The sequence below is a fragment of the Tessaracoccus palaemonis genome, from assembly GCF_019316905.1.
Taxonomy (GTDB): domain Bacteria; phylum Actinomycetota; class Actinomycetes; order Propionibacteriales; family Propionibacteriaceae; genus Arachnia; species Arachnia palaemonis.
In genome coordinates this window covers 982592-1002815 of sequence record NZ_CP079216.1, presented here as the reverse complement: position 1 = coordinate 1002815, position 20224 = coordinate 982592, and the positions used below count along the sequence as shown (strand labels likewise).

Genomic DNA, 20224 nt, shown 5'->3' with positions numbered 1-20224 from the left:
TTGTCCGTGTGATTCAGGAGCATCAGCGCACTCCCTTGACCTTCAGCACCGCGAGGGCGCCCAGCGCGCACAGCGCCGCGCAGAGCCCCCACAGCAGGAGGTAGTTGTGGCCGCCGCCGATCGCCAGCACCGCGGGGGCGACGAGCGGGACGATGATGGCCGGGATCGACAGGGCGAGCTGGAAGACGCCCATGTCCTTGCCGGCGTCCCTGGCGTCGGGCAGCACGGCGGCGCACAGCACGAGGTCGACGGTCAGGTACATGGCCTGGCCGACGGCGAACAGCAGCCACGCGACGATGAACTGCGCGAACGTGGTGGCGGTGCCGGCGATGACCAGTGCGGCGGCCATGAAGAGCGCCGCTGCGACGACGAACGGCTTGCGCCGGCCGAGCTTGTCGGAAAGCCAGCCGGAGGCGGTGAAGAAGACGACGCTGACGGGAGCCGACAGCAGGCTCAGCAGCCCGGCGTTGGCGCCGGCCTGGGCGATCTCGAGGCCGAGCCCGTCCATCATGAAGTAGATGAAGTACGTGAACAGGCCCGTCATCGCGACGCCGGCGAGGAAGCGCGACAGCCAGACCCAGCCGAAGTCGGGGTGCTTGCGGGGGTTGACGATCAGCCCGGAGAACAGCGACGCGAGCTTCAGCGGGGGCACGTCCTCACGGCTCTTTGCGGGGTCGCGGTAGCCGATCAGCAGCGGGAGGCTGCAGACGATGGCGAGCAGAACCGGGGCCGTCATGAGGAAGAACGGCATCCCGACGAGGGCCGCTGCGAGGTAGGAGCCGGCCGACATGGCGAGCGCGCCGAACATGCCCATCATGCCCATGACCTTGCCGCGCATGTTGTCCGGCACGCCCTCCACCGTGATGACGGAGTAGGAGCTGAAGCCGACCTGGGCGCAGGTGATGCCGATCACATAGGCGCCGACGATGAGCGGGACGACCGTGGTGGTGCCGATGACGGCCATGGCCACCAGCGCGATGGCGAGCATGCCGACGATCCAGGGCCGCCGTCGCCCGAAGCGTCCGACGGTGCGGTCGGACAGGGCGCCGCCCAGCGGGACGCCGACGAGCTGGAGCAGCGCGCCGAACGAGACGGCGAGGCTGAGCGCCGCCTCCTTCCCCTCCGGCGCCACGGACGCGATGCGCAGCGACAGGGCCGTGCTGAGCGTCAGCATCATGATGTACATGCCCGCGGCCGCGATGAGCACGAGCGCGATGGTCCGGCGGTAGTTCTGCGGGTACTCCGGCGGCAGATATCCCGCGGCCGGCTCCGGTGTGGTGGGCGCCTGGTCGTGCGTGGGCACGGCCTCGACGAACAGGGCCTCGTTCGCCTGCACGGCTCCTGCGGCTTCACTCATGGTGTCGTTCCTCTGCGTTGAGGGGAGCTGATGCTCCGAGGTGGTGGTCCCGACGCTTCATCGCCTCCGGTGAACAGGACTCTAGACAAACTTTGACCAGATTGGAATAGGTTTAGCGAGAAAGTTTTACCAACCTGGAAAGTTTCTGTCTGGCGGTGCGCTAGGGTCGAAGCAGGAGGAATCGATGCCAGCTGCCACGACCCGACGCCGCGCCCCCTACGCCAACGGCGAGAAGACCAGGGCGGCCCTCGTCGATGCCGCCTTCGACGTCTTCGCTCAGAAGGGCTACCAGCGGCTGTCCATCCGGCAGATCGCCGAGGAGATCGGCACGAGCCACACCGCTCTGCTGCACCACTTCGGCTCGCGGGAGGCGCTGCTCGAGGCCGTGCTGGCCCGCCGCGAGGAGCGCGAGGGACCGGGGCGCGAGGAGCTCATCCGGGAGAGGGGCCTGCTCGCTTCGGTCCCGGAGATCATGCGGAGCAACGCCGCCGAGCGCGGCGTCATCCTGCTCGATGCGACACTGCAGGCCGAGGCCCTCGACCCCGACCACGCCGCGCACGCCTTCGTCACCGACCGCGAGGAGAGGTTCTTCGCCTCCGTGCGGGCCGCCCTCGAGGCGGAGCTCGAGGCGGGGAGGCTGCGCGACGGGCTGGACCTCGACGTCGTGGCCAGGCTGATCACGTCGCAGGTGGAGGGCATCCAGCTCGCGTGGCTCGCGGACCCGACCGTCGACATGGCCGCGCACCTGGCGGCCCTGATGGACCTGATCCGCCGCTAGCGGGCGAGCTGCTCCCCCGACTCGCGCAGCCAGCGGGCGGCGTCCGCCATGGCCGCGGCGGGAGACCCGGCGAGCGTGGTCAGGGACAGCACCGTCGCGAAGGACGCGGTGTCGGCCTCCTCGGCGACGACCCCTGCGACCAGCGCGACCGGGACGCCGGCCCGGGCGGCGAGGTCCGCGACGTTGGCGGGCACCTTGCCGTGCGCGCTGGAGGCGTCGAACTTCCCCTCGCCCGTGACGACCAGGTCCGCACCGTCGAGGGCGTCCGGCAGGCCGACCATCCGGGCGACCTCCGTCGCGCCGGCGCCCACGTCGGCGCCCCAGAACTGCAGCGCGTAGCCCGTGCCCCCCGCGGCCCCTGCTCCCGGCCGGTCGGGGTCGACCCCGAGCAGGGCGGCGACGCGGGCCAGCAGCAGGTCGGCGATCTGCACCCCGTCGGGGTCGAGGCCCTTCTGCGGCCCGAAGACGTGGGCGGCGCCACGCCGGCCGAGCAGCGGGTTGTCGACATCGCTCAGCACGAGGACGCCGCGCTGCGGCAGCGGGGTCAGCCCGGCCAGGTCGACGGAGGCTAGGTCCTGCAGCCCACGCAGCCCGAGGGCGACGTCGCGCCCGTCGGAGTCCAGGAAGCGGGCGCCCAGCGCGCGCAGCATGCCGGTGCCCGCATCGGTGGACGCACTGGACCCGATGCCGAGCAGGACGCGGGTGGCTCCCCGGGAGAGCGCCTCGGCAATCAGCTGCCCGAAGCCGAGCGTGTGCGCGTCGAACGGGAGCCGGCGCTCCCCCAGCAACTCGATGCCCGACGCCGCGGCCAGCTCGATGAAGGCCGTGTCGTCCGGCAGCATCAGCCACGGCGCGAGGTGGCGCGCCCCGTCAGGTCCGACGACCTCGGTCGTGCGCTGCTGCGTGCCCTCGATCGCGGCCAGGAAGGCGGCCCGGGTACCCTCGCCACCGTCGGCCATGGGCCGCAGCACCAGGTCGTCGCCGGGGCGGACCGCCGCCCACCCCTCAGCCAGGGCCTCGGCCGCCTCCTGTGCGGGGATGCTGCCCTTGAAGCTGTCCGGCGCGAAGACGACGCGCATGTCAGGCCGGGGTCGGCAGGTACGAGACGAAATCGAAGCCGCTCCTCGGCTCCCTGCTGACCTCGGTCCACTCTTTCGCGGTGACCTTCGGGAACAGCGCCGCGCCCTCGGGGCTCTGGTGCACGACCGTGATGTCGAGCTCGGTCAGGTAGGGCCAGGCGGCCTCGTAGATCTGGGAGCCGCCGCCGATGTAGCAGACCTTCTCCGGCGTCTGCGCGGCCAGGTCGAGGGCCTCGGTGATGGAGTGGGCGACCTCGACCCCATCGTCGGTCCATTCGGTGTCGCGCGTGACGACGATGATCCGGCGCCCCGGCAGGGTGTGGCCGATCTGCTCGTGCGTGCGGCGACCGAAGACCAGCGTGTTGCCGGTGGTGACGGCCTTGAACCGGCGGAAGTCCTCGGGGATGTGCCAGAGCATGTCCTCCCCCGAGCCGATGACTCCGTTGTCGGCGACGGCGGCAATGGCGACGATGCGCATTGCGGTTCTCCTTGTCAGACGGCGATGGGGGCCTTGATGACGGGGTACGGGTCGTAGCCACGGACCTCGATGTCGGCCAACTGGAACTCGTCGATCGCCGTCACCTCGGGGTTCAGGTGCAGCGTCGGCAGCGGGCGCGGGGTGCGGGTCAGCTGCTCGGCGACCTGGTCGAAGTGGTTCGAGTAGATGTGCGCGTCGCCCAGCGTGTGCACGAAGTCGCCGGCCTTCAGCCCGACCACCTGAGCGACCAGGTGCGTCAGCAGCGCGTAGGAGGCGATGTTGAACGGCACGCCGAGGAACACGTCCGCCGAGCGCTGGTAGAGCTGGCAGCTGAGCGTGCCCGGGCCGTCGGCCTCCGGCGTCACGTAGAACTGGAACATGGTGTGACACGGGGGAAGGGCCATGTCGTCGACGTCGGCCACGTTCCAGGCGCTCACGATGTGCCGCCTGGACTCGGGGTTGCTGCGCAGCGACTCGATGACGCGCGCGATCTGGTCCACGTGCCGTCCGTCCGGGGTCGGCCAGCTCCGCCACTGGTAGCCGTAGACGGGCCCGAGGTCTCCGTTGGCGTCGGCCCACTCGTCCCAGATCGAGATGCGGTTCTCGTGCAGCCAGGCGATGTTGGTGTCGCCGCGCAGGAACCAGAGCAGCTCGCCGAACACAGACCGGGTGTGCACCTTCTTGGTGGTGAGCAGCGGGAAGCCCTCGCGCAGGTCGAAGCGCATCTGGTAGCCGAACACCGAGCGCGTGCCGGTACCCGTGCGGTCGCCGCGGTCGACGCCCGTCGCCATGATGTGGGTCAGGAGGTCGAGGTACTGCTTCATGCGTCGAGCTCCCCGAGCCAGTCGACGAAGGCGCGCACGGCGATGCCGCGGTGCGAGATGGAGTCCTTCTCCGCCGGGGTGAGCTCGGCGGAGGAGACCTCCATGCCCGCGGGGATGAACAGCGGGTCGTACCCGAAGCCGTTCTCGCCGGCGGGCGCCTCGGCGACGCGACCGGGCATCAGCCCATGCCAGACGCGCCGCTCCCCGTCGGGGGTGACGAGCGCCAGCGCGCACACGAAGCGGCCGGTGCGGCGCTCGGCGGGGACACCGTCGAGCTGGGCGAGCAGGAGCGCGTTGTTGTCCTCGTCGTCGCAGGCCGGCCCGGCCCAGCGGGCGGAGCGGACGCCGGGCATGGAGTTGAGCTCGTCGACCTCGAGGCCGGAGTCGTCGGCGACGGCGACCAGGCCGGTCTCGCGCGCGGCGGCGCCGGCCTTGAGGAACGCGTTGCCCTCGAAGGTGCGCTCGGTCTCCTCCGGCTCCGGGTACGACGGCAGGTCGCCGAGGCCCAGCACCTCGACGCCGAGATCCTCGGCCTCGATGATGCGGCGCAGCTCGCCGAGCTTCTTGGGGTTGTTCGTGGCGAGCACGATCCGGTCGGGGCGCCTCACGCGAGTGCCTCGCGCTGGAGGCGGGACAGCTCGGCGCAGCCGAGCGTGCCGAGGTCGAGCAGGCGGCCGAGCTCCTCCCGGCTGAAGGGCGTGCCCTCTGCGGTGCCCTGCACCTCGACGAAGTCACCCGAGCCGGTCATGACGATGTTCATGTCGGTCTCGGCGGCCGAGTCCTCCTCGTAGCGCAGGTCCAGCAGCGCGGTCCCCTCGGCGTCGAAGCCGACCGAGATCGCGGCGACCGAGTCCTTGAGCGGCTCCCCCGCCAACGCCCCGAGGCCTCGGAGGTGTTCGACGGCGTCGGCCAGCGCGACATAGGCGCCCGTGATGGCGGCGGTGCGGGTGCCGCCGTCGGCCTGCAGCACGTCGCAGTCGAGCACGATGGTGTTCTCGCCGAGGGCCTGGAGGTCGACGACGGCGCGCAGCGCGCGGCCGACCAGCCGGGAGATCTCGTGCGTGCGGCCTCCGATGCGGCCCTTGACGGACTCGCGGTCGGAGCGGGTGTGCGTGGCCCGCGGGAGCATGGCGTACTCGGCGGTCACCCAGCCGAGGCCGGATCCGGTGCGCCAGCGCGGCACGCCGGTGGTGACGGAGGCGGCGACGAGCACGCGGGTGCGGCCGAACTCCACGAGGACGGATCCCTCGGCGTGGTCGAGCCAGTTGCGCGTGATGCGCACCTCGCGTAGCTCGTCGGGGCGTCGTCCATCGATGCGAGTCGCGGTCATGGGGTCAAACGTACCCCAACGGCGCGCGTCGACGGCGCGTGCCATGTCGCTGACCAGACCTGTCCGCTGCAGGTCTCGTGGAGGGTGTGACTCCCAGAGCTGAGGGGAACATGCCAGCTCCGAGGAGGTACCCGCCTGGGGCTTCGTGAGCGTGTCTTGAGGTTGGTTCCGGGGCCCGGGAGTTCAGTTCAGACCATCGACGGCGGCGCGCTCGATCGCGAGCCCCGCGCGGAACCGCTCCATGAACGTGTCGAAGCCCGCGACATCGGCCGGCACCGGCTCCATCGTCTCGACCTCGGCCCCGGCGAACACCTCGTCGGCCAGCCAGCCGGTCAGGTCACCGCCGCCCGCACGGAGGAAGGACGCGAGCAGCGCCATACCCCACGCGCCGCCCTCCCCGGCCAGGTCGCCGACGGACACCGGCGTGTCCATCGCCGCGGCCAGGAAACCCTGCGCGACACCCTTCGTCTTGAACAGGCCACCGTGCGCGAACATCGAATCCAGCTGCACGCCCTCGTCCTTCAGGAGGACATCCATCCCGACGCGCAGCGCGCCGAGCGACGCGAACAGGTGCGTGCGCATGAAGTTCGCCAGCGTGAACGTGCTCTCCGGGCTGCGCACGAACAACGGCCGCCCGGCCTCCAGGCCGACGCCGTGCTCGCCGGCCAGGAAGTTGTAGGCCAGCATCCCGCCGCCGTCGGCGTCGCCGGTCAGCGCGGAACGGTACAGCGACTCGAACAGCGTGTTCGTGTCGACCGTGGCCCCCAGCGCCGCCGCGACCTCCCCGAACAGCGACACCCACGCGCTCAGATCGATCGTGCCGTTGTTGCAGTGCGCCATGCCGACCAGATCGCCGGCCGGGGTGGTGACCAGATCGATCTCCTCGTGCAGCGCCTTCAGCGGGCCCTCGAGGACGACCATCGCGAAGATCGACGTGCCGGCCGACACGTTGGCGGTGCGGCGGGCGACGGAGTTCGTGGCGACCATGCCCGTGCCGGCGTCGCCCTCGGCGGGCGCGAACGGGATACCCGGCTGCAGGGCGCCGGTCGGGTCGAGCAGCAACGCGCCGTCGGCGGTCAGCGCACCGGCCTGGGTGCCGGCGGGCAGCACGGTGGGGAGCAGATCGGCGAGCTTCCAGCCGTAGCCGCGGCCGGCGACCAACTCGTCGAACTGCGCGATCATGCCCGTGTCGAACTGGCCGGTGGCCACGTCGATCGGGAACATGCCCGACGCGTCGCCGACGCCCAGCACCCTCTCACCGGTGAGCTTCCAGTGGACATAGCCGGCGAGCGTGGTGAAGTGAGCGACCTGCCCGACGTGCGCCTCGCCGTTCAGGACGGCCTGGTAGAGGTGCGCGATGCTCCACCGCTGCGGGATGTTGTGCTGGAACAGCTGCGTCAGCTCCCCGGCCGCCTTGCCGGTGCTGGTGTTCTGCCAGGTACGGAGCGGGACCAGCAGCTCGCCGGCGGCGTCGAAGGCCAGGTACCCGTGCATCATGGCGGAGAAGCCCATCGCTCCCACCGTCGTCAGCTCGACCCCGTGGTCCTCACGGACGGCCGCGGCCAGCTCGGCGTAGGCGGCCTGCACACCCGACCAGACCGCGTCCAGGTCATAGGTCCAGTGGCCGTTCTCCAGCTTGGAGCGCCACTCGTGTCCGCCGGTGGCAAGCGGCTGCTGATCGGGGCCGATGAGCACGGCCTTGATACGGGTCGATCCGAACTCGATCCCGAGAGCGGTGTTGCCGGACGTGATCGCGTCCCGGGCAACGCTCAGGTCTTCCACGACGTACCTCCGTTGTTGCATCTGAGCAGGTCCATGAGCGCGTGTGCCTAGGCCTGGCGCAGGTGCAGGGTGAACTGGTTGAGATAGTCGCGGTCGATGGTGATCGTGGGCCTCGGAAGCCCCGGGTTTTCGCGGTAAGGAACGCTCTCCCGCTCGAGTCGGTTGCGTTCGGCAACAAGGTCACCGACCTCGATCACGGCCTCGTAGAGCCCCTCTGGCCTGCGAGGGTCTCCGTTGACGACGAGATGGAATCGGGTGGGGGCTCCCGGTGCGGTGCCGATGGCAGATTCGCCGGACTTGTCGACGTCGAACTGGTAGCTGGTGACGGCTTCCCATTCGCGCACCGCGGCGCTGAGGTCCTTGACCGCGACGCCGATGTCGGTCAGGGGCAGCGTCGGCCGGACCCCGTTGACGGCCTGGATCGTCGAGGGCTCGAACAGCGTCTTGGAGCCGTCGGGCAGCCGGTCGACGGGGCTGAGGTCATCCTTCACGTCAGCATGGTCGGGGTGTTCCTCGACCCACTCCGTGAAGACGTTGTTGAGCGCTCGGGCGTCGGAGAACATGAAGATCAGGCGCCCGTCGTGCTCGATTACCCCGTCCGGCTGGATTCCGAGTTCGGCCAGTTCGGTGCGACGTGCATCGTTGTCACTGATCGGAGGGAAGGAGATGTGGTGGCCTCCCTCGCCCTTGGCGGGCGAGTGCGTTCCGGTGCCGGTGAACTCAATGATCTCGATGCTGGGGTGGTCCCCCAGACAGAATGTCAGGCGCGCATCGCTGAGGTGTGGGGTGGGATTGTCGATGTCGCTCCAGTTGTGCGGCCGGTACCGGGTGACCGGGCTGAATGGCAGCCCGATGGCGGAGGACCAGCGACGGCGAGCCTCGTCCACGTCTCTGACCAGCAGACCGATATGTGCCAAGGGCAGGGGTTCCATGCTGTTTCCTATCTTCCAGGACTTGATGAACTAGACGCTGACGGCGCCGATGAGGTTGACCTTGATGCCGATCCGCTCGAAGGTAGCGGCCTTGGCCAGGAGAGCCTTGTCGGCGGTGGTGGCGTCGGGGGCATAGACCATCTGCACGTGGTTGGCCTTGTGGCGGGCCATGAACTGGTCCCGGGTCACGTCGTGGAGAACCACGTGCGCGATCGGCCATTCGGGGTTCGTCGCGTTCTTGCGGCGCTGGGTCTCTTCGGCGGGCAGTTCGATGACGGTTCCGCGGAAGATGTCGACCTGGAGGACGCCGTCGGCGATGTAGACGCGAGAGAGGACGACGTCGCCTGGCTTGGAGACCCCGTTGATGGTCGATCCACCGGCCGGGAAGAACACCGGGTCCTGTCGCCAGCCTTCGGCCTGGTCCCACCCACCCAGGTGAGATACGGGCACGGACCCCGAGATCTCGTACACCCACACGAACCGGTCGTCGAAGTCCTCGCCCCAGCGCACGTCGTGCAAGGTGTTGTCGGGCACCAGGCCCATCGCGGTCCACACCCGGTGGGTGATCAGGGCGTCGACGGCAACGCCTTCATCGACTTCGTTGAAGTGTGGCAGTGCCTGTCCGGCGTACAGTTCACGATGCCCGTCACGCGAGAGAACCGGTGGCCGGTCCGTGGAGTTGAGGATCCCTTCGGCCAGATCAGATGCGGGGACGACGTCCTTGAGCCCTTGCTGGTACTGGATGCCCACGGCGTCGAGACCGAAGTCGTCGGCGATCCTCAGGGCGGCGATGTACATCTTGAGCTGCCATTGAACCTGCTCGCGGGTGAGCTCGGTGTCTGGGTTCTCGCCGTACCGGAAGGTCATGCCCCTTTCGACCAGCCACTCATGGACCCCGTCGGCCTCGGCGTCGTTGACGCGGAGCATCTCGGCGTAGAGGGCTGACTGAGAGAGTCGCTCCTTGTAGATCCCGCTCGCGTTCAGCAACTCGTCGTCGAAGATGGCGTTGTACATCCCCATGCAGCCCTCGTCGAACACCCCGATGATCGCCTTGTCCGCCAGGAGTTGTTCGCCGATCCGACTCCCCAGGTCGAGCTCCTGGCTCGGCGGGAGTTCGGGCAAGGGACGCACGTGGGAGGCGTCGTGAGTGATCGTTCCAGTCTCGACCCATTCCTTGAGGCCGGCGCGGAACCAGTCGTCGTGGAAGTCGACCGACCAGATGGTCGAGTAGGGCTTGGCCATCTTGGTGAGGCTGCCGTTCAGGTTCAGCAGTCCCACCAGGCCGGGCCAGTCGCCCGCGAAGTTGGCGACGGTCAGGATGGGGCCCTCGTGGGTCCGGAGTCCGGCGAGTACGTGGTGTGAGTACTGCCAGACTGCTTCGGCGACGATGAGGGGGGCGTGAGTGGGGATGCTCTTGAACACCTCGAGACCCATGCGTTGGCTGGAGATGAAGCCATGGCCAGTCGCTGGATCGACAGGATTGGCGCGGATGACCTGCCAGCCGAGCTGGTTGAGCACGCCGGTGACGGCCTCTTCGAGATGGGCCTGGGTGTCCCAGCCGGCCGTGTTGGCCGACTCGCGAAGGTCCCCTGATGCGATGAGGTAGGCCGTGGCTGGTGCGAGAGCGGGGCGTTGGGTGGGTGTGGGGGTGGTGTAGCTCATGGTGGAGGCTTCTTCTCAGGCGGCACAGGCCGCGGCGGGAGTCCGGTGGGAACTGGACGGGTCGAAGGGCGGGCGGGGGCATCCCCCCATCCGGGGTGGTGGGCTCAGGCTGTGCCCTCGTCGTTGGCCAGGACGTAGTCGAGATCGAGGTTGAGGCCGAGGCCCGGCAGGTCCGGGATGTGCATCTGGCCGTCGATGGGGACGGGGGCGTCCGCGAAGACGCGGGAGGTGACCTCTTCGAAGAGGAGGAGCCGTTCGAGGAACAGTCCATTGGGGGCGGCGGCCACGAGGTGGAGGTGGATGTTCTCCATGGCGTGAGGCGCAAAGCCGACGTTCCATGCCTGGGTGAGGGCCGCGATCTTGAGCATTTCGGTGAACCCTCCGGCCCGGGTGCCGTCGGCCTGGACGATGTCTACCGCGTCGGCGAGAAGGAGGTCTCGGACGCCGAAGCGGGTGTACTCGTGTTCGCCGGTGCCGAGGGGAATGTCGGTGCTGCGCTTGAATCGGGCTAGGCCTGGGATGTCGTCTGCGAAGACGGGCTCTTCGATGAGGAGCGGGTCGTATTCGGCGACGCGGTTGGCGAAGCGGGCGCCGGTGGCGGCGTCCCAGCAGTTGTTCGCATCGAGCAGTAGGGCGACATCTGGTCCGAGGGCTTCGCGGAGCTTCTTGACCCGGATGACATCGCGGCGAGGGTTGGTTCCTGCTTCGACGCCGACCTTGACCTTGACCTTGGAGTAGCCGCGGTCGACCATCATCTGGGCCTCGTCGACGAGTTGTTCGTCGGAGTAGGAGGTCCAGCCACCGCTGGCGTAGACGGGCACGGAGGTCCGCCCGCCGCCGAAAAGCTTGTAGAGCGGCAGGTTCAGGGTCTTGCCCTTGATGTCCCACAGGGCGATGTCGACGGCGCTCAATGCGCCGAAGGTCAGTCCCTTGCGGCCCACGCCTCGCAGGTAGCCGAAGAACTCCTGCCAGAGCACCTCTGTGTCGAAGGGGTCGCGGCCGATGAGCCGGGGGGCGATTGCCTTGTCGATGAGGGTCTTGGTCGCCTCGCCACCGACCTCGTGGTAGGTGACGCCGATGCCTTCGACGCCATTGGCGGTGAAGATCCGCACGATGGTGAACCCGATCGATTCGACCTTGCGGGTGGCATCTGCCAGGCCTCCGGGGACCGGTGCGGAGACCAGATGGACAACGACCCGCTCGATGGTGTCAGACATGGGTGTCTCCTTCTGCTGAGAGTCCGGCCAGGTCGAGGGCCAGCTGGGTGTCGACCTGGTTCATGAGTGCGGTTGCCTGATCCGCGGCGGCGGCCGGGTACGCCTCGAGGGGGTCGGGCAGCCGGTTGGTGGTGATGACCCGGCGGTCGACGAGGACGTGCTTGAGCGCTCCGATCTCGGAGGCGTGACGGCCGAGGCCGTGGTCCGCACCGATCCGGAAGATCTGGTTGAGGGTGGCGATGGCCCGCTGAAGTGCCGCGGCCCTGGCCACCTCCCCCTCGCGATGGGCGCTGAGCAGGTCGATGAACAGGTCGGGACGGATGTTGGACAATCCCGGGATCAGGCCATCAGCTCCGGCAGCCAGCGCGCGCAGGGCTGTGGTGTCCGCGCCACTGAGCAGCGCACCATCCCTTCCCGCGCCCAACTGGTCGGCGACGGTGGCGAAGGCGTCGAGGTCACCAGAGCTGTCTTTGAGTCCCGCAACGGTGTGGTCGGTGAGCAGCGCGACGGCCGTGGCCGGCCGGATCTTGTAGCCGACGTTCCCGGGGATGTCGTAGGCCAGGATCGGCGCGGAGGAGGCCCCCTTGGCGATCTGGAAGTGGCGCAGGATCTCGGTGTCCGACATGGCCGCGTAGAACGGCGCGGTAACCACGAAGGCGTCGGCGCCGAGACCCTTCAGCAGTTCCAACTGCTGGATGACGCGGTTGGTGCTCGGGGCCAGAGCTCCGACCAGCAGGGGGACGCGGCCGGCCACCGCCTCGGCCGCCGCTCGGGCGACGATGAGGCGGTCCTCGTCGTCGAGGTAGATCGCTTCGCCGCTGCTCCCGAGGACGAAGATGCCCTGGGCTCCGGCGTCGATCTGGAACTCGACGATGTTGTGGAGAGAAGCTTCGTCGATGGCTCCATCGCTGGTCAGCGGCGTGCAGATCGGGGGAATCAGTCCGTGGTAGGTGGTGCTCATCGGGTCACCAGCCTCTGTGCCTTGAAACCGGACACGACGCCCATCACGGCTCGCTCGACGGGCAGGCGTTCGATGGAGGAGGCTCCGATGAAGCCCTGAGCGTCGGTGTTCTCGTACAGGTAGCGAGTCTGCTCGGGTTCGGCGAACGGGCCTCCGTGGGCGAAGACCAGGATGTCCGGGTTGATGGCTCGGCCGATCTCCAACTGGCGCTGCACGAAGGCCGCACCTTCCTGGAGACCGCGGGAGGAGTCACTCGAGGCGCCGACGAGGCCACCAGCGGTCCACCCCGCGTGCGGGACAAGGATGTCGACTCCAGCATCGACGAGGAGCCGGGTGTGATCGTCATCGAGGGCGTAGCCGAGGGTGAGGAATCCCCGCTCGTTGGCCCGCTTGAAGCCCTCCGCTTCACGCTCAAGTCCGAGCCCGACGGCGCTGCGGGTGCGGACCCAGTTGGGCCGGTCGGCCTGGGTGGGCATGTTGATCAGGCCGTTGAATCCGGCAGCTTCGAACTTGTCGAGAAGCCGGTCGTACTTCAGGAATCGGGGGTCGGCGAACTCGATGCCGCCGACGATGGGGGTGTGTTCGACCACGTTGTCCAGTTCGGGCAGCATCCCCAGGGTTTCCTCGTTGGAGTTGCCCAGGTCGCTGGTGGGCAGTCCCATGAGCCTGGAACGGCCGGTGGAGTAGACGAGGATGAAGTCGGCCCCGCCTGCCTCAGCGCACTTCGCGATCAGGCCCGCGCTGCAGCCTGCCCCGAGGATGGCATTGCCTGCGCTGATCTCCGAACGGAGATGGGTGAGGATGGACTCACGGGTCCAGTCTGTGCGGATCATTTCTCGGGCCTTTCGGAGGGTGTGTTGGAGGCCGGGGCCGGTTCGCCCCGGAGGAGGGCGGCGAATTCGGCGGCGACGTGACGGGCGAAGCTGGGGTCGTTGATGGCCTCTGGGCGGGACGTCACTGTGACGGCTGGGCAGTCGGCGAGGTCGTCGCGGATGGTCTCGTAGAACGCCCGATCGGCGGCTGGGTCGTGGAGCGAGCCGCCTTCCTCGCTGAGCATCGAGAATCCGCCAAGAGGGACGATGACCTTGATGGGTGACACTGCCCCAATGAGTCGGCTCGCCACGAGGTGGGCGATGGCGATGTTCTCGTCGACGCTGGTCCGTACGAGCGTCGCTTCGGGGGTGTGGGCGTGGCTGGGGTGATCCCTGAGATGTGGTGGGACAGTCTCAGGGGCCCCGAAGTTCACGACGTCGATCCCGCCGGGAACGATGACCTGCGGTAGTCGCATGCGAGGGCCGTTCGTGAGGCGCTGGTCGCCGACGGCGCACACGCCCCCGACCACATCGTCGGCCACCTCTGTGATGGACCAGTCGAGCACAGCGGCGAAGGTTCCGGCGGCGATCTGCTGCTCCATGGTCGGCCCCCCGACGCCGTTGGCGTGGAAGGCAACCGTTTCGATCCCGGCCCTCTCGAGCTCGGCCATGACGAGCCGCGCACCTGGGGTCGTGATGCCGTAGACGGTCATGGCTGTCAGGCCGGCGGGCATCGGGTCCTGCCATGCAGTGCTGTGTGCCATGCCCGCGATGCCGGCTGCGGCGGTGGTGAGGACTCGCTTGAGGAGTGGGTTGAGGCCGGCGACATCGGTGATGGAGAAGACACTGGTGATGTCAGAGAAGCCGGTGTACTGGCCCACATCGCGGCCAGCTGTGGAGACCAGGAGCCGGGGGAATCCCACTGGCAGGTCACGGAGCGCAGCCGACGTCATCCAGCTTCCCTGCCCTCCGCCGATGGCGATGGCGGCGTTGAACCGTCCGTTCGCGATGCCCTCCCGCAGGAGCGCGTGGGCGCCGGCGGCTGCGGACTCCATCAGCTGGACCTTGGTCGGGTGGGACACCTGAGGATGCCCACTGGCCTCCCGAACGGTGGACTGGGTGATGTCGACGAGGGGATCGTCAACGTCGGTGGTACCGAGGTTGATGACGACCGGTTCGGCGTGGTTGCTGCGGATCTGGTCTGCGACGAATCTCGTCTCTTCGAGCTTGGTGTCGAGGGTGGCGAGGACTGCGATCCGTGGACCTGCCATGGGCTTGGTCTCCTGCTCTAGTGGTGGCGTCTCTTAAGGGTCAGATCTCGCGGCTGGGGACCGGATCTCCGTGCTCGTGGCGGTGGAGGTGCCCCCTGCGCTGGTCCGGTCCCAGTGCCGGCTCGAAGCAGACGCCGGTGACGAGTTCCCCGACGTTGGGCATGCCGTGCTCGTAGCCGCGGGCGGTGGCGATCAGCGTGCCGGGGCCGACCTGGTGGACGGAGCCGTCGGCTTCAGCCTCGCTGTGGCCGGAGACGATGAACCAGTACTCGTCGAAATCGTGGTAGTGGACCTCGAGCGGGGTGTGGGGCCACGCCCAGAAGACGCCGATGTGCGGGAGCCCCTCCCAGTCGCCGGTGGCGTAGAGCAGCTGCGCCTGGTCGCCGGGCTTGGTGGCTCCGGTCGAGTCGATCCGCACCCCTCCCTCGGGGACCTCGATCCAGCCTGTGCGTTCCAGCTTCTGGGTGCCATTGATCGAACGGACGATGACCCCGCCTCCCAGGCACAGCACGAACTGTCGCTTGCCGTTGTCCGCGATCTCACGCGTGACGGGTGCGGCGTCGCCGCGCGGGTCGAGGTAGAAGTACTCGTAGTCGTGGAAGATCACCCAGTCCTGGCGATCGGTCTTGATGGTCTCTTCGGTGTAGATGGGCATGTTGGGTCCTATCGGGTTGTTGGGGGGTTGACTACTTGATCTCGATGCCGAGCTGGGCGTGGCTGAAGCCGGGGGTGATCTTGTCGAGTTCGGCCCAGAACTCCTCGCTGATCTCCACGTCACCGACGGCTGCGTTGGCGATTGCCTCCTCGGGGGTTGCCGCGCCGGGGATGGCGGCTGGGACGGTGGCTTCGCGGACCATCCAGTGCAGGCCGACGTCGAGGATCCGGTACCCGTAGGCGGCGCACAGCTCCTCGATCTGAGTGACGTTGGCGAGCACCTCCGGGGCGAACTTCCGGTCGGCGTAGGTGGCTCCGGGCCGCACGCCGACCGCGAGGAGGCCACGCTCGAGGGGCTCGGCGATCAACAGTGCAGTGCCGGCCTTGGCTGCGGCGGGGATGAGCCGCTCCTTGAGCTTGTGGTTGATCATCGACCAGGAGGCCGAGCAGATCGCCACGTCAAACTCCCCCGTCTCGATGTAGTCGGCGTTGAGGGCAGGGTCGTAACAGGCCGAACCGATGGCTCCGACCACGCCTTCGTCGCGCAGATCGCTGAGGGCTGCGAACGCGCCCTTGCGGCTCATGATGTAGGGCACCCCCTCGTGGACGGCGTCGTGGATGGAGACCACGTCGAGGTGATCGGTACCGAGGTGCTCAAGGCTCGCTTCGACGTGACGCTTGACCGCGTCATAGGAGAAGTCGAACTCGCCGATCCCGGGACGGCCGGCCTTGGTCATCACGGTGAGCTGGTCGCGCGGCACCGTGGTCTGGCGCAGAGCCTCCCCGACGATGGGCTCGGTGCGATAGAACGGGGCGGTGTCGATCAGCGTGATGCCGGCGTCGAGACCGGCAACCAGTGCTTCGACGCCCAGGTCGAAGTCGATCTCGAAGGCGCCGGCGGTGATGTCGGTGGCCTGGTTGCGGGCACGGCCGAGGAAGGCGGTACCGAAGCCGATGACTGAGACGGGACGGCCGGTGCGACCGAGGGGCTTGGTCTTCATGATTCCTCTTGTTCCTTTGCTGGGTGAGTGAGGTGAGCTGCTTGGGTGTGTCAGAGAGTCGTGTCGAGGCCACGCAGCAGCGTGGCGACCGGAGGGATGACCTCGCTGGGTGGGCCGGAGAGGAAGCACTCGAGCGACATCCAGCCGTCGTAGCCGATGCCTCGCAGTGCCTGGAGAGTCGCCGCCCAGTCGTAATGGCCACCGCCGGGCTCGGAGCGTTCGCTGTCGCCGAGTTGGACGTGCCCGAGGCGTGCACCGGCCCGGGTCAGGGCCTCGGGGATGCGCTTCTCCTCAAGTGACATGTGGTAGGTGTCGGCACAGATCATCACGGCTGCCGAGCCGACCTCGTCGATGACGGCGAGTGCCTGATCGACGGTGTTGACGACATAGTCCTCGTACCGGTTCAGTGGCTCGAGATAGATCCTGACGCCCGCGCGTTCCGCGACCGCGGCAATCTCCCTCAGACCGTCCACAAGGAGCCTGCGTGCCTCCAGATCAGTGAGCGTCGGAGCAATCCCGGAGTGGTATTTGCTGGCTATCTCGCAGCCGTTGGGGGTGACGAACCCTCTGACGCCCGCGTCGGCGAGCACCGGAATCACGGCGGCCATCTCATCGATCGCCCGTCGCCGCACTGCCGGATCGACGGAGCCGAGGAACTCGGAGGTGTTGAAGCAGGCGCTTGGCATGATCACGCCTGCGGAGCGGGCCGCGATCAGGTCGGCGCGACGGGCAGTGAATCGCCCCTCACCCTTGATCTGCAGTTCGATGCCGTCGAAGCCGTAGCCGATGGCGGTCTCGAACTTGTCCTGGAGGGTGTCGCCGGCGAGCATGCTCTCCTGCGCGGCCAGCCTCAGTGGGCCTGTCACTTCACGGCCCCCTCGACGATGCCGGAGGTGATGCGCTTCCCGAGGAGGATGAACGCGATGATCACGGGCATCGTGCAGACGAAGATTCCGGCCATGATGACGGACTGGTCGTGCACATAGCCCTGACCGAGTTGGCTGATGGCCACCTGGACAGTCGGGTTCGACGGATTCAGCGCGATGATCGGCCAGAAGAACTCGTTCCAGGCCTGCATGAAGGTGAGCATCGCCAGGACCGCCATGCCGGGCGACGCGATGGGCAGGACGATCCTCCAGAAGATCCTGCGGGTGCTAGCCCCGTCAACTCGAGCCGCCTCCAGAAGTGACTTGGGCATGGCCTGCGCCAGGTACTGCCGCATGAAGAAGACGCCGAATGCGGCCGTCAGGTATGGAAGAACCACTGACATCGGGTTGCCCACCAGGTTGACCGCCGCCATGAAGATGAACAGGGGGATCACGCCGAGCTGGAGGGGGACCATCATGGTGCCCATCACCGCGCCGAGCCAGGTTCCTTCATGCTTCATCCCGAGGTGGGAGAGTGCGAAGCCCGCCATTGTCGAGGTGAGCACGGCACCCAGCGCCACCAGTGCCGAGACCCATGCGCTGTTGAACAATGCGAGTGGGATGTTGGCCTGCTCCATCGCGCTGGCGATGTTCCCGATGAGGTTGCTGCCCGGAGTCAGCGGTGGGTTCCTCGTGTTCATCTCGGCATTGGTGCGGGTGGCGGTCACGAGGATGTAGTAGAGGGGAAAGATCGACACGAGCACGATCACCGAAAGGCTCAGGTAGACGAGAGGCCCTGCATCCCGGCCCGACGCGAGGCGCCTGCGTCGCTTGGCGGCTACGGCCTGGGCGTCGGTCGCCGTTGCAGGGGCACCGGTGGTGATGGTCATGCGAGCTCCATTCGGGCCGGTTCGGGATGTGAAGCGACAAGGGATGCCTGGGTGCGGGCCCGGCGGATGTTGGCATCGCTGAGCGCCCTGCCCAGTCGCACGAGCAGGAACCCTGCCGCGAGGACCACGAGGATCAGCACCAGGGTGGTGAAGGCGATGGCCGAGCCGTACCCGAGGCGGTTGTTCGCCCAGCCCTGTTGGTACATGTAGAGCGCCAGGGTCTGGTACTGGCGGCTGAGGCCGCCGGACATGCCCGTCGGCCCGCCCTCGTACAGGAGGGGCTCGATGAAGAGCTGCATGCCGCCGATGGTCGAGAGAATGACGGTGAAGACGATCGTTCCCCGGATCTCCGGGATGGTGATCGAGAGGAACTGCCGGAACTTGCTGGCGCCGTCGAGTTCTGCGGCCTCGTACTGCTCGGGGCTGATTGCCTGCATCGCGGCGAGATACAGCAGTGCGTTGTATCCCACCCATCGCCAGGTGACGATCGACGCGATCGCAACCTGTGAGGCGAAGGTGCCGCTCTGCCAGTTGACCGCGGGCAGCCCCAGGGTGGTGAGGAAGCCGTTGACGAGGCCGAAGTTCTCCGAGTACAGCTGGGAGAAGATGAGAGTGGCCGCCGCGACGGACGTCGCATACGGGACGATGATGGCGATCCGCCAGAACAGTTGGCCCTTCAGCCGGTAGTTCAGCAGGTTGGCCACGACCAGCGCGATGACGAGCTGGGGGCCGATCGCCATGAACCCCAGCGTCACGGTGTTCTTCAGCGCGTTCCAGAAGAACTGGTCCGCGAAGAGTGCAGTGTAGTTCTCAAGCCCGACGAACTCTCCGCCACTCGGATTCTGCAGGCGCGCATCGCTGAGTGAGATCACCGCCGAGTAGATCAGCGGGAAAAGCCCGAAAGCGAAGAAGAGAAGGACGAAGGGGGCCAGGTAGAGGTAGCCCTGCCGTGCGGTGGATAGACCCTTGCGATTCTGGTGAAGTAGCATCGTTGCTTCCTCGATTGGTGCCTGGGGTGCAGGCAGGAGATGGGGCCGAGGCGCTCAGAGGAGCGTCGTCGCCGAAGCACCCGTGCCTCGGCCCCTTGTGGTGTGGTGATGGATCAGCCAACGGCCGAGTCGATGGCCGCCCCCGCGTCGGACCAGGCCTGCGCCGGGTCCGTTCCGTTCTGGGCGACGGAGTTGATCGCGTTCAGGATCGCCGACTCGGCGATGAGGTCGTTGACGCCGATGACCTGCTCAGGCATGTTGTTGAGAACCTCGGTGAACATCTGGCCCGTGGGTGCATCGTTGAAGAACGGATCCTGGAAGTCGGAGATCGCGCTGATGGCTCCCTGGTTGGAGGGGAAGCTACCGGCCTTCTCGAAGATCTTCTTCTGGGACTCTGCCGAGGTGAGGAACTTCAGCAGGTCCCATGCCTCCGCCTGGTGCTCGCTGGCCTCCGGAATCGCGAGGTATGAGCCGCCGTAGTTCTGGTAGCCCGGCGCCGCTGCGACGTCCCACTGGCCCATGCCTGAGTCGCCGGCCTGGCCCTTGATGTAGGTCAGCATCCAGGACGGGCACGCCATGGTCGCGTACTCGTCGCTGGTGAAGGACTTGTTCCAGTCCGGCGTGAACTGGGTCAGCGGGGACACCTGACCGCCGTCGATGGCGTCGACCGCGAGATCCCAGGCGTCCGTGACGGCAGGGTTGGTGTCCCAGACCAGCTCGCCGGAGGCATCGCTGAAGCGCTGGCCGGTCGCGCCGGAAGCGGCTCGAACGAAGCCCGCGGCACTGTCCATCCAGTAGGTGCCCTCAGGCGCGTTGGCCATGTACTGATCTCCCGCGTCGACATAGTCGGCCCAGGTGTCCCACAGGGCCGCTACCTCTTCACGGTCGGTCGGCAGACCTGCCGCCTCCAGCATCGCCGGCTTGTAGCAGACGACGATGGGTCCGACGTCCGTGCCGCCGCCCAGAATGGCGCCGTCTGCGGTCGTGGCCAGCTGCACCTTCCAGGGCAGGAACTCGCCGAAGTACTCGTCGGCACCATCCAGGGAGGAGAGGTCCACGAACTTGTCCGCCTGCTCCTGGGTGACCAGTGCCAGTCGGCCCACATCGATGCCCTGGATGTCGGCCAGGCCGCTGTTGCCCGCGAGGCGGGTCTGGAGTGCGCTCCAGTAGTCGCTCTCGTTCTGAGGCGAGGACTCCTCGATCTTGATGTTGGGGTGGTCCGCCATGTACTCGTCATAGAGGCCGGCCTCCTTGTAGCCGAAGCTACCGAACACACCCACATTCAGTGTGATGGTCCCGTCAGACGAAGCCTCGTCAGAGCCTGACGAGCAACCAGCGAGG

Annotated in this window: 20 protein-coding genes; 1 reads left to right on the top strand and 19 read right to left on the bottom strand. The window is 67.7% G+C overall.

Features of this window, described 5'->3' with window-relative positions; translation table 11 throughout:
• Positions 1-22: 22 nt before the first annotated feature.
• Positions 23-1357 (bottom strand): MFS transporter, encoded by a 1335-nt coding sequence (locus KDB89_RS04440; RefSeq protein ID WP_219083658.1) that lies wholly within the window; start codon positions 1355-1357, stop codon positions 23-25.
• A 184-nt stretch (positions 1358-1541) separates the two neighbouring features.
• Here KDB89_RS04440 and KDB89_RS04435 point away from each other — a divergent pair, with 184 nt between their 5' ends.
• On the top strand, positions 1542-2135 hold the full coding sequence (locus tag KDB89_RS04435; RefSeq protein ID WP_219083657.1) for a TetR/AcrR family transcriptional regulator: 594 nt from the start codon (positions 1542-1544) through the stop codon (positions 2133-2135).
• Here the strand turns inward: KDB89_RS04435 and KDB89_RS04430 are convergent.
• The 18 genes from KDB89_RS04430 to KDB89_RS04345 form a co-directional block, all read right to left on the bottom strand.
• Positions 2132-3214 (bottom strand): glycerate kinase, encoded by a 1083-nt coding sequence (locus tag KDB89_RS04430; protein WP_219083656.1) that lies wholly within the window; start codon positions 3212-3214, stop codon positions 2132-2134. The two genes, KDB89_RS04435 and KDB89_RS04430, sit on opposite strands and share 4 nt — an antisense overlap.
• Position 3215: 1 nt before the next feature.
• The gene (locus KDB89_RS04425) at positions 3216-3692 is read right to left on the bottom strand and encodes a dihydrofolate reductase (RefSeq protein ID WP_219083655.1); all 477 of its coding nucleotides are present in this window, start codon (positions 3690-3692) and stop codon (positions 3216-3218) included.
• Positions 3693-3706: 14 nt separating this feature from the next.
• A complete protein-coding gene (locus tag KDB89_RS04420) occupies positions 3707-4516 on the bottom strand; it encodes a thymidylate synthase (protein WP_219083654.1) in 810 nt (269 codons plus the stop codon).
• Positions 4513-5124 carry an RdgB/HAM1 family non-canonical purine NTP pyrophosphatase gene (gene rdgB, locus KDB89_RS04415; RefSeq protein WP_255556203.1) on the bottom strand — a complete coding sequence of 204 codons (612 nt, stop codon included), beginning with the start codon at positions 5122-5124 and terminating at the stop codon, positions 4513-4515. Before rdgB ends, KDB89_RS04420 begins: the two co-directional genes overlap by 4 nt.
• On the bottom strand, positions 5121-5846 hold the full coding sequence (gene rph / locus KDB89_RS04410; RefSeq protein ID WP_219083653.1) for a ribonuclease PH: 726 nt from the start codon (positions 5844-5846) through the stop codon (positions 5121-5123). Before rph ends, rdgB begins: the two co-directional genes overlap by 4 nt.
• Before the next feature lie 183 nt (positions 5847-6029).
• Positions 6030-7628, bottom strand: coding sequence for a xylulokinase (locus KDB89_RS04405; protein WP_255556202.1), 1599 nt, complete (start codon positions 7626-7628; stop codon positions 6030-6032).
• Between the two features lie 47 nt (positions 7629-7675).
• On the bottom strand, positions 7676-8560 hold the full coding sequence (locus KDB89_RS04400) for a VOC family protein (protein ID WP_219083651.1): 885 nt from the start codon (positions 8558-8560) through the stop codon (positions 7676-7678).
• 30 nt (positions 8561-8590) lie between these two features.
• Complete coding sequence (locus tag KDB89_RS04395) at positions 8591-10222, bottom strand: hypothetical protein (protein ID WP_219083650.1); 1632 nt, start codon at positions 10220-10222, stop codon at positions 8591-8593.
• A gap of 104 nt (positions 10223-10326) precedes the next feature.
• Positions 10327-11439 (bottom strand): mandelate racemase/muconate lactonizing enzyme family protein, encoded by a 1113-nt coding sequence (locus KDB89_RS04390; RefSeq protein ID WP_219083649.1) that lies wholly within the window; start codon positions 11437-11439, stop codon positions 10327-10329.
• Positions 11432-12400, bottom strand: a complete 969-nt coding sequence (locus KDB89_RS04385) for a dihydrodipicolinate synthase family protein (RefSeq protein WP_219083648.1) — start codon at positions 12398-12400, stop codon at positions 11432-11434. The genes KDB89_RS04390 and KDB89_RS04385 overlap by 8 nt, the downstream gene beginning before the upstream one ends.
• Positions 12397-13233, bottom strand: coding sequence for a phosphoenolpyruvate hydrolase family protein (locus KDB89_RS04380; RefSeq protein WP_219083647.1), 837 nt, complete (start codon positions 13231-13233; stop codon positions 12397-12399). Before KDB89_RS04380 ends, KDB89_RS04385 begins: the two co-directional genes overlap by 4 nt.
• Entirely contained in the window at positions 13230-14483 is a 1254-nt protein-coding gene (locus KDB89_RS04375; protein WP_219083646.1) for a Tm-1-like ATP-binding domain-containing protein, read from the bottom strand. Before KDB89_RS04375 ends, KDB89_RS04380 begins: the two co-directional genes overlap by 4 nt.
• 40 nt (positions 14484-14523) lie before the next feature.
• A complete protein-coding gene (locus KDB89_RS04370; protein WP_219083645.1) occupies positions 14524-15138 on the bottom strand; it encodes a cupin domain-containing protein in 615 nt (204 codons plus the stop codon).
• A 31-nt stretch (positions 15139-15169) separates the two neighbouring features.
• Entirely contained in the window at positions 15170-16138 is a 969-nt protein-coding gene (locus KDB89_RS04365; protein WP_219083644.1) for an aldo/keto reductase, read from the bottom strand.
• 50 nt (positions 16139-16188) lie between these two features.
• Positions 16189-17004 (bottom strand): sugar phosphate isomerase/epimerase family protein, encoded by an 816-nt coding sequence (locus KDB89_RS04360; RefSeq protein ID WP_219083643.1) that lies wholly within the window; start codon positions 17002-17004, stop codon positions 16189-16191.
• Positions 17001-17894 (bottom strand): carbohydrate ABC transporter permease, encoded by an 894-nt coding sequence (locus KDB89_RS04355; protein WP_219083642.1) that lies wholly within the window; start codon positions 17892-17894, stop codon positions 17001-17003. Before KDB89_RS04355 ends, KDB89_RS04360 begins: the two co-directional genes overlap by 4 nt.
• Positions 17891-18883: a carbohydrate ABC transporter permease gene (locus KDB89_RS04350; RefSeq protein ID WP_219083641.1), complete on the bottom strand. Its 993-nt coding sequence runs from the start codon at positions 18881-18883 to the stop codon at positions 17891-17893. Before KDB89_RS04350 ends, KDB89_RS04355 begins: the two co-directional genes overlap by 4 nt.
• Positions 18884-18996: 113 nt before the next feature.
• Positions 18997-20157, bottom strand: coding sequence for an ABC transporter substrate-binding protein (locus KDB89_RS04345; protein ID WP_219083640.1), 1161 nt, complete (start codon positions 20155-20157; stop codon positions 18997-18999).
• Positions 20158-20224: the final 67 nt, after the last annotated feature.

Bases quoted from the DNA above. Each gene is read 5' to 3' on its own strand.
- KDB89_RS04400 (WP_219083651.1), bottom strand. From the start codon at position 8,560: ATGGAACCCCTGCCCTTGGCACATATCGGTCTGCTGGTCAGAGACGTG.
- KDB89_RS04355 (WP_219083642.1), bottom strand. From the start codon at position 17,894: ATGACCATCACCACCGGTGCCCCTGCAACGGCGACCGACGCCCAGGCC.
- KDB89_RS04365 (WP_219083644.1), bottom strand. From the start codon at position 16,138: ATGAAGACCAAGCCCCTCGGTCGCACCGGCCGTCCCGTCTCAGTCATC.
- KDB89_RS04350 (WP_219083641.1), bottom strand. From the start codon at position 18,883: ATGCTACTTCACCAGAATCGCAAGGGTCTATCCACCGCACGGCAGGGC.
- KDB89_RS04430 (WP_219083656.1), bottom strand. From the start codon at position 3,214: ATGCGCGTCGTCTTCGCGCCGGACAGCTTCAAGGGCAGCATCCCCGCA.
- KDB89_RS04385 (WP_219083648.1), bottom strand. From the start codon at position 12,400: ATGAGCACCACCTACCACGGACTGATTCCCCCGATCTGCACGCCGCTG.
- KDB89_RS04440 (WP_219083658.1), bottom strand. From the start codon at position 1,357: ATGAGTGAAGCCGCAGGAGCCGTGCAGGCGAACGAGGCCCTGTTCGTC.
- KDB89_RS04420 (WP_219083654.1), bottom strand. From the start codon at position 4,516: ATGAAGCAGTACCTCGACCTCCTGACCCACATCATGGCGACGGGCGTC.
- KDB89_RS04435 (WP_219083657.1), top strand. From the start codon at position 1,542: ATGCCAGCTGCCACGACCCGACGCCGCGCCCCCTACGCCAACGGCGAG.
- KDB89_RS04370 (WP_219083645.1), bottom strand. From the start codon at position 15,138: ATGCCCATCTACACCGAAGAGACCATCAAGACCGATCGCCAGGACTGG.
- KDB89_RS04375 (WP_219083646.1), bottom strand. From the start codon at position 14,483: ATGGCAGGTCCACGGATCGCAGTCCTCGCCACCCTCGACACCAAGCTC.
- rph (WP_219083653.1), bottom strand. From the start codon at position 5,846: ATGACCGCGACTCGCATCGATGGACGACGCCCCGACGAGCTACGCGAG.
- KDB89_RS04425 (WP_219083655.1), bottom strand. From the start codon at position 3,692: ATGCGCATCGTCGCCATTGCCGCCGTCGCCGACAACGGAGTCATCGGC.
- KDB89_RS04390 (WP_219083649.1), bottom strand. From the start codon at position 11,439: ATGTCTGACACCATCGAGCGGGTCGTTGTCCATCTGGTCTCCGCACCG.
- KDB89_RS04395 (WP_219083650.1), bottom strand. From the start codon at position 10,222: ATGAGCTACACCACCCCCACACCCACCCAACGCCCCGCTCTCGCACCA.
- KDB89_RS04380 (WP_219083647.1), bottom strand. From the start codon at position 13,233: ATGATCCGCACAGACTGGACCCGTGAGTCCATCCTCACCCATCTCCGT.